Here is a 7,242-nt window from a genome sequence, read left to right on the forward strand (position 1 = left end):
GCCTGGCCGCGCTCGCCGAGCGGCTGCAGCAGCGCCTGGGGCTGCTGGCGCCGCTGCCGCAGGTGCCGGCCTCGCGGCAGAACGCGCTCGCCGCGGCGCTGGACTGGAGCCACGGGCTGCTGTCGCCGACCGAGCAGCAGGTGTTCCGCCGGCTCGGCGTGTTCCCCGGCGCGTTCGAGCTGGACCGCGCCGCGTTGTGCCTGGCCGACGACGGCCTGCCGGCGCCGCGCGTCATCGAGACCCTGCTCGACCTGGCCGACCGCTCGCTGCTGAGCGTCGACCGCGCGAGCGCGCCGCGCTACCGCCTGCCGGAGAGCATCCGGCTGTACGCGCTCGACAAGCTGCAGGCCTCGGGCGAATCGGCGGCCGTGCGCGCTGCCTTCGCGCGCGGCATGCGCGCGGTGTTCGACGAGGCTTACGAGGACCACTGGCGATCGAACCCGCATGGCGCGCCCGGGGCCTGGCGCGAGCGCTGGGCGCCCGAGCTCGACGACCTGCGCGCCGCGCTCGACGAGGCGACCGCGAACGACCCGGACACGGCCGTCGCGCTGTACGGGTCGTCGTCACCGCTGTGGGGCGCGCTGCTGCTGCAGGCCGAGGCCCGCGAGCGCGGCGAGGCGCTGGTCGGCCGGCTCTCTGACGGCCTGCCGCTGCAGGTGCTCGCGCGCTTCTGGGAGGGCGTGGCCCGCGCGCACAGCACCGAGTACCCGCTGCGCTGCCGGGCCGCGGCCGAAGTGGCGGCGCAGCGCTACGCCGAGCTGGGCGATGCGCGCGGCGAGTACCTGGCCTGGGCCGAGTTCGCGCTGAACTGGCGCCTAGATCACCCGGAGGCAAGGCGCGCCTTGGCGCGCGCGAAGGCGATCGAGGACCCGCGCTGGCCGGCGCCGGTGCTGGTGCACGGGCGCACCACCGAGGCGGTGCTGGATTTCACCGGCGGCGATGCCGAGCGTGCGCGCGAAGCGCTGTTGTCGCTCGCAGCGCTGTGCGAGCGCGACGGCCACCTCGAGGGCAGCTTGCGCACCGGTGCGAACCTGGTCGACATCGACCGCCACACCGGCCGCACCGCCGATGCGATCCGGCGTGGCGAGGCGCTGCTGGCCCGCCTGCTGCCGGGGCGGGCGTCGGCCAACGAGTTCACGCTGTTCGCGAACCTGGTCGGCGCGCTGCTCGACCACGGCGAAGTGGCTCGGGCGCGGGCCGTCGTCGGCGAGTGCGCACGGCGCCTGCGGCGGCTGCCCGAGGACAGCTGCATGTGGTCGATGCTCGACCTGTTCGGCGCGCTGCATGCGCTGTCGGGCCGCACCGATGCGGCCGCGCGGCTCGCGGGCGCCTCGGTGCGCAACTACCGCGACCGGGGACGGCTGGTGCGGCAGCCCAACGAAGAGGCCGACCAGGTGCGGCTGGCCGGGTTGCTGGCCCGCCACCCGGACGCCGCCGAGCTGGCGGCCTGGCAGGCCGACGGCGAGCGGCTGACGATCGCCGAGGCCTGCGAGCTGGCGTTCGAGGCGGGAGCCTAGAGCTGCCGCGCCTCGAAGGTGTTGCATTGATCGACGCTGCCGGTCTGGAAGCCGCGCTTGAACCAGCTGACGCGCTGCGCGCTGGTGCCGTGCGTGAAGGTCTCGGGCACCACCGTGCCCTGCGACTTGCGCTGCAGCGTGTCGTCGCCGATCTGCGTCGCGGCGTTCAGCGCCTCCTCGACGTCGCCCTGCTCCAGGATCTGGCGCGCGCTCTGCGCGTCATGCGCCCAGATGCCGGCGAAGCAGTCGGCCTGCAGCTCCAGCCGCACGCTCAGCGCGTTCTGCTGCGCCTCGCTGCCCTTCCCGCGCATCGCGTCGACCTTGCCGCTGATGCCCATCAGGTTCTGCACATGGTGGCCGACCTCGTGCGCGATCACGTAGGCCTGCGCAAAATCGCCCGGCGCGCCGAGCCGCGTGCGCATCGTCTCGTAGAAGCCCAAGTCGATGTAGACCTTCTGGTCGCCGGGGCAATAGAACGGCCCCATCGCGGCCTCGCCGCGGCCGCAGGCGGTGGGCTCGCTGCCGCGGAACAGCCGCAGCTTCGGCTCGCGGTAGGTGCCGCCCATCTGCTTGAACTTGGCGCGCCACACGTCTTCGGTGTCGGCCAGCACCACCGAGACGAAGCGGGCCATCTTGTCGTCGGCCGGCGGTTTGCCGGCGGGCGCCTGCTGCTGCGTGGGCACCGCACCGCCGCCACCGCCGCTCAGCAGGCTCAGCACCGTGAGCGGGTTGACGCCGAAGACCCAGCCGGCCACCAGCGCGATGGCCACCGAGCCGAGGCCGATGCTGCGGCCGCCGAAGCCGCGGCCCCCTCCACCACCGCCACTGCTGCGGGCGTCTTCGACGTTGTCGCTTTCGCGGTTGCCTTCCCATTTCATGGCGTTCCCCCGGCTGGTGGCTGGAAGGACCATGGTAACGAGAAGCGCCCTCGCAGGGGCCTCCGCGTGGGAAGTCAGTGCATGTCGGGGTCGGTCGCGAGGTAATGGCCGAACAGGTGCAGCGCGGCCCGCTGCAGCGCCGCATCGGCACTGCCGTGCGCCACGGCGATCCGCTCGTAGGCATAGGGCCGGTCGAACATCATGCGGGCGATGTTGACCGGCGTTCCCTCGCGGGCCATCAGCGTGCGAAAGACCGCCAGCGCGTGCAGATCGGCGATCAGCGGCTGTTGGCGCAGCGCGTCGGGCGCCGGCAATGGCGACGGCGAAAGCGTCGACGGGGAGAGCGGATCAGTCAGGGCCGGCATGAGACCTCCATGCATCGCGGCGCGAGACCTGCGCCGTGCTGCCCACGATAGCCAGCGGGCGCGCACCGTGATCGGGCGATATGGAGGGCGTGCGGCGGCTACTTCGGCGGCGGCGAGGGCGGTGGCCCCGGATCCGCGACGCCGTGCACGACCGGCCCGGTGTCGCGGATGAAGTCGTCGAGCTTGTCGCACCAGTCGGCGGCGGGCGCCTCGAGCGCTTCGAGCGACAGCACGTCGATGCCGGCATCGGCCAGCATCTTGTCCGAGGCCTGGTTCAGCGCGACCTGGTGGGATTTCTTCTCGAGGAACACCACCCGCTTGATGCCGACCTGGATGATCGACTGCACGCAGCGCGGGCACGGGAACTGGGTCGTGTAGATCGTGCTGGCGGTGAGCGGCAGCACGACGCAGTTGAGGATGGCGTTCACCTCGGCGTGCACGATGTAGCTGTGGCGCGACTGCACCGGGTCGTCGTCGATGTCGCTCCAGTACGACGGGTCGTCGTCGTTGCAGCCGCGCGGCAGGCCGTTGTAGCCGACGCCCAGGATCTTGTTGTCGGCACTCGCGATGCAGGCGCCGTTGCGCTTGCGGCCATCCTTGGAGCGGGCCGCCGCGAGCAGCGCGACGCCCATGAACATCGAATGCCAGTGGATCAGCGGGGTGTTTTGCATGGCCGACATGTTAGGGCCGGTTCAGCGTCGTCAAGCCGCGGGCAGCTCGGCCACGTCGCTGCGGTCCTTCAGGTTCACGCCGCTCAGCTGCAGGCGCAGCGATTCGCGCGCCAGCCACAGCAGCCGCCGCGCCGCGGGCGCGTAGGGCAGCCCCTCGGGCCGCACGTTCGAAATGCAGTTGCGCTCGGCATCGCTGCGCCCGCGGCGCGGCGCCCAGGTGAGGTAGAGGCCCAGGCTGTCCGGCGAACTGAGCCCCGGGCGCTCGCCGATCAGCATCACCACCAGCCGGGCCCGCAGCAGCTCGCCGACCGGGTCGCCGAGCGCGACGCGGGCCTGCCGCGCGACGACGATCGGGCCGAAACGCCATTCGGGCGGCGCCTGCGCGCGGATCTCGGCGATCAGCGGCGCGGCATGCCGGCTCACCGCCAGCGACGACAGGCCATCGCCGACCACCAGCTGCAGGTCGAAGCCGCCCGGCTCGTCGGCCAGCCGCGCCATCGAGGCTTCGTCGAGCCGCCGGCCCAGGTCGGGCCGCAGCAGGTAGGTCGCGCGATCGGGCGCCGCGCTGTGCACCTGCAGCGTCGGCCAGCCGGCCTGCTGCAGCGTCGCGCACAGTGCGTCGGCATCGAGCGGCACATGCACCGCATCGCGCGCCTGCGCGTGGGCAAAGCCGAAGCGCAGCAGCTCGGCGGTCGGCAGGCTGACGCCCGCGCGGCCCAGCGCCACCCGCGCCGCGGTGTGCACGCGCAGCCCGCCCCACGGGTCGCGGGTGATCGCGTCCTTGGCCTCGTTCGTCACGCGGCGAGCCTCGGCAGGTCCAGGCGCTCGATCAGGCTGTGCCCGGCCGCGATCGGCAGCACGCGGCCGGCCTCGTCGGTGATGCGCATCTTGTGCAGCCAGGCCTCGAACTCCGGCGCGCGCTGCAAGCCGAGCAGCTCGCGCAGGTACAGCGCGTCGTGGAACGAGGTGCTCTGGTAGTTCAGCATGATGTCGTCGGCGCCCGGCACGCCCATGATGAAGCTCAGGCCGGCCGCGCCGAGCAGCGTCATCAGCGTGTCCATGTCGTCCGAGTCGGCCTCGGCATGGTTGGTGTAGCAGACGTCGCAGCCGAGCGGCAGGCCCATCAGCTTGCCGCAGAAGTGGTCCTCCAGGCCGGCACGGATGATCTGCTTGCCGTCGTACAGGTACTCCGGCCCGATGAAGCCGACCACGGTGTTGGTCAGCAGCGGCGAGAACGCGCGTGCCACCGCGTAGGCGCGCGCCTCGCAGGTCTGCTGGTCGACGCCGTGGTGCGCATCGGCCGACAGCGCCGAGCCCTGGCCGGTCTCGAAATACATCACGTTGGCGGTGGCCGCGTCGCCCACCGTCGCGCGCTTCAGCGACAGCGCGGCCGCCTGCGCCTCGCGCAGCAGCGCGAGATCGATGCCGAAGCTGGCGTTCGCCCGTTGCGTGCCGGCCACCGACTGGAACACCAGGTCGACCGGCGCGCCGGCCTCGATCGCCTGCACGGTGTTGGTGACGTGGGTCAGGATGCACGACTGCGTCGGGATCTCGAAGCGGCGGATCAGCTCGTCGAGCAGGTGCAGCAGGTCGACCAACGCCGGCATGCTGTCGCTGACCGGGTTGATGCCGATCACCGCATCGCCGGCGCCGTAGAGCAGGCCGTCGAGCATCGACACCGCGATGCCGCGCGGGCTGTCGGTCGGGTGGTTCGGCTGCAGGCGCACCGAGAGGCGGCCGGGCAGCCCGATGGTGTTGCGGAAGCGGGTGACGACACGGCATTTGCGCGCGGCCAGGATCAGGTCCTGGTTGCGCATCAGCTTGCTGACGGCGGCTGCCATCTCGGGCGTGATGCCGGCGCGAACGCGCGCGAGGGTGGCTTCGTCGGCCGCATCGGAGAGCAGCCAGTCGCGCAGGCCGCCGACCGTCAGCTGCGAAATCGGCGCGAAGGCGTCGCGGTCGTGCGTGTCGATGATGAGCCGCGTGACCTCGTCGTCTTCGTAGGGCACCAGCGCTTCGTCGAGGAAGCGCTGCAGCGGCAGGTCGGCCAGGCACATGCGGGCGGCCATGCGCTCGGCGGCGCTGCCGGCCGCGATGCCGGCGAGCTGGTCGCCCGAACGCGCCGGGGTGGCGCGCGCCATCACCGCCTTCAGATCGGCGAACTGCCAGGTCTGCGTGCCGATGGTGTGGCGATAGCGCATGCTTTTCCTCAGGGCTGGGCGGCAAGAGCCGCGGCGCGCCGCTCGCGGCCGCTGACCAGGAACAGCACGGTGGCCGCGGCCATCAGCCCGGCGAAGATCAGCGACAGCAACAGGTTGTACCAGACCATCGCGACGAGGCACAGCAGCGCGAGCGCCAGCGCGATGGCGGGAAACACCGGGTAGCCGATGGCGGGGAACGGCCGCTCGAGGGTGGGCTCTTTCTTGCGCAGCGCGAACAGGCTGAGCATCGACATGATGTACATCACGATCGCGCCGAACACCGACATCGTGACGATGTTGGCGGTGAGCGTCTGGCCACCGAACGAGAACAGCTCGTCGCTGAAGATCGCCGCGATGCCGATCACGCCGCCGGCCAGCACCGCGCGGTGCGGCGTGCCGAAGCGCGGGTGGATGACGGCGAGCCAGGCGGGCAGGAAGCCGGCGCGGGCCAGCGCGAACATCTGCCGCGAGTAGCCGAGGATGATGCCGTGGAACGAGGCCACGAGGCCGAACAGCCCGATCCACACCAGCATGTGCAGCCAGCCGCTGTTCTCGCCGACGACGGTCTTCATGGCCTGGGGCAGCGGGTCGTTGATGTTGGAGAGCTTGCGCCAGTCGCCGACGCCGCCGGCGAACACCATCACGCCGATCGCGAGCAGCACCAGCGTGACGATGCCGGCGATGTAGGCCACCGGGATGGTGCGCTTCGGGTCCTTGGCTTCTTCGGCGGCCATCGCGACGCCCTCGATCGCGAGGAAGAACCAGATCGCGAACGGAATGGCCGCGAACATGCCGGACAGCGCGAGCGGGCTGAAGCTGTCCTGCCCGGCCCAGCCGTGCGCGACGAAGTTGGCGGCCGAGAAGCCGGGGGCGACCACGCCCATGAAGACCAGCAACTCGAAGATCGCGAACACGGTGACGATCAGCTCGAAGGTGGCGGCCGTGCGCACGCCGACGATGTTGAGTGCCATGAACACGATGTAGGCGCCGCAGGCCATCAGCTTCGGGCTGGCGGCCGGAAACTGCACCTGCAGGTAGGCGCCGATGGCCATCGCGATGGCGGGGGGTGCGAACACGAACTCGATCAGCGTGGCGAAGCCGGCGATCAGGCCGCCGACCGGGCCGAAGGCGCGGCTGGCGTAGGCGAACGGGCCACCGGCGTTCGGGATCGCGGTGGTGAGTTCGGTGAAGCTGAAGATGAAGGTGGTGTACATCGCCGCGACGACGGTGGCGGTGACGAGGAAGCCGAGGGTGCCGGCGCTGGCCCAGCCGTAGCTCCAGCCGAAGTACTCGCCGGAGATGACCAGCCCGACGGCCAGTCCCCACAGGTGCCAGGCGTTCAGCGTGGCTTTGAGATGACCCGTCTGTTGACCCGCTTGTTGACCCGTTTGCATGAAAGCTCCAATCGCTCAGGACAAGGTTTGGAAGGGGACTGCTGTTGTGGTTTACGCAAGATTTGTTCCGCGCGGGCGCGGCGGGTGGCGGGAGGGGGCGGGGGCTCATGCTGGGGCGGTCGGCCCGGGGGCCGACTCCACGAAGAAGATCGGCTTTGGGGATGCATCGGCAAACTCCCTCCACTCACTTCGTTCGTTGTGGTCAAACAGTGCCGA

General features: G+C 71.2%; 7 protein-coding genes. 1 reads left to right on the forward strand and 6 read right to left on the reverse strand.

What is annotated here, in order from left to right:
- Window positions 1-1,517 (forward strand): ATP-binding protein (locus ACXJLU_RS32085; protein ID WP_457337795.1); only part of this gene is annotated, 1,517 nt, incomplete at its 5' end.
- On the opposite strand, the gene ypfJ is transcribed toward ACXJLU_RS32085, so the two are convergent.
- The 6 genes from ypfJ to eat form a co-directional block, all read right to left on the reverse strand.
- On the reverse strand, window positions 1,514-2,395 hold the full coding sequence (ypfJ, locus tag ACXJLU_RS32090) for a KPN_02809 family neutral zinc metallopeptidase (RefSeq protein WP_457337796.1): 882 nt from the start codon (window positions 2,393-2,395) through the stop codon (window positions 1,514-1,516). The genes ACXJLU_RS32085 and ypfJ overlap by 4 nt on opposite strands.
- A 74-nt stretch (window positions 2,396-2,469) precedes the next feature.
- Window positions 2,470-2,760, reverse strand: coding sequence for a hypothetical protein (locus ACXJLU_RS32095; RefSeq protein WP_457337797.1), 291 nt, complete (start codon window positions 2,758-2,760; stop codon window positions 2,470-2,472).
- Between the two features lie 98 nt (window positions 2,761-2,858).
- Complete coding sequence (locus ACXJLU_RS32100; RefSeq protein ID WP_457337798.1) at window positions 2,859-3,431, reverse strand: deoxycytidylate deaminase; 573 nt, start codon at window positions 3,429-3,431, stop codon at window positions 2,859-2,861.
- Between the two features lie 30 nt (window positions 3,432-3,461).
- Window positions 3,462-4,229 carry an ethanolamine ammonia-lyase subunit EutC gene (gene eutC, locus ACXJLU_RS32105; protein WP_457337799.1) on the reverse strand — a complete coding sequence of 256 codons (768 nt, stop codon included), beginning with the start codon at window positions 4,227-4,229 and terminating at the stop codon, window positions 3,462-3,464.
- Window positions 4,226-5,632 (reverse strand): ethanolamine ammonia-lyase subunit EutB, encoded by a 1,407-nt coding sequence (locus ACXJLU_RS32110; RefSeq protein WP_457337800.1) that lies wholly within the window; start codon window positions 5,630-5,632, stop codon window positions 4,226-4,228. The genes eutC and ACXJLU_RS32110 overlap by 4 nt, the downstream gene beginning before the upstream one ends.
- Before the next feature lie 8 nt (window positions 5,633-5,640).
- On the reverse strand, window positions 5,641-7,026 hold the full coding sequence (gene eat / locus ACXJLU_RS32115; protein ID WP_457337801.1) for an ethanolamine permease: 1,386 nt from the start codon (window positions 7,024-7,026) through the stop codon (window positions 5,641-5,643).
- Between the last annotated feature and the right edge of the window lie 216 nt (window positions 7,027-7,242).

This window comes from Rhizobacter sp. P5_C2 (genome assembly GCF_054049715.1).

Bases quoted from the DNA above. Each gene is read 5' to 3' on its own strand.
- ypfJ (WP_457337796.1), bottom strand. From the start codon at position 2,395: ATGAAATGGGAAGGCAACCGCGAAAGCGACAACGTCGAAGACGCCCGC.
- ACXJLU_RS32095 (WP_457337797.1), bottom strand. From the start codon at position 2,760: ATGCCGGCCCTGACTGATCCGCTCTCCCCGTCGACGCTTTCGCCGTCG.
- ACXJLU_RS32100 (WP_457337798.1), bottom strand. From the start codon at position 3,431: ATGCAAAACACCCCGCTGATCCACTGGCATTCGATGTTCATGGGCGTC.
- ACXJLU_RS32110 (WP_457337800.1), bottom strand. From the start codon at position 5,632: ATGCGCTATCGCCACACCATCGGCACGCAGACCTGGCAGTTCGCCGAT.
- eat (WP_457337801.1), bottom strand. From the start codon at position 7,026: ATGCAAACGGGTCAACAAGCGGGTCAACAGACGGGTCATCTCAAAGCC.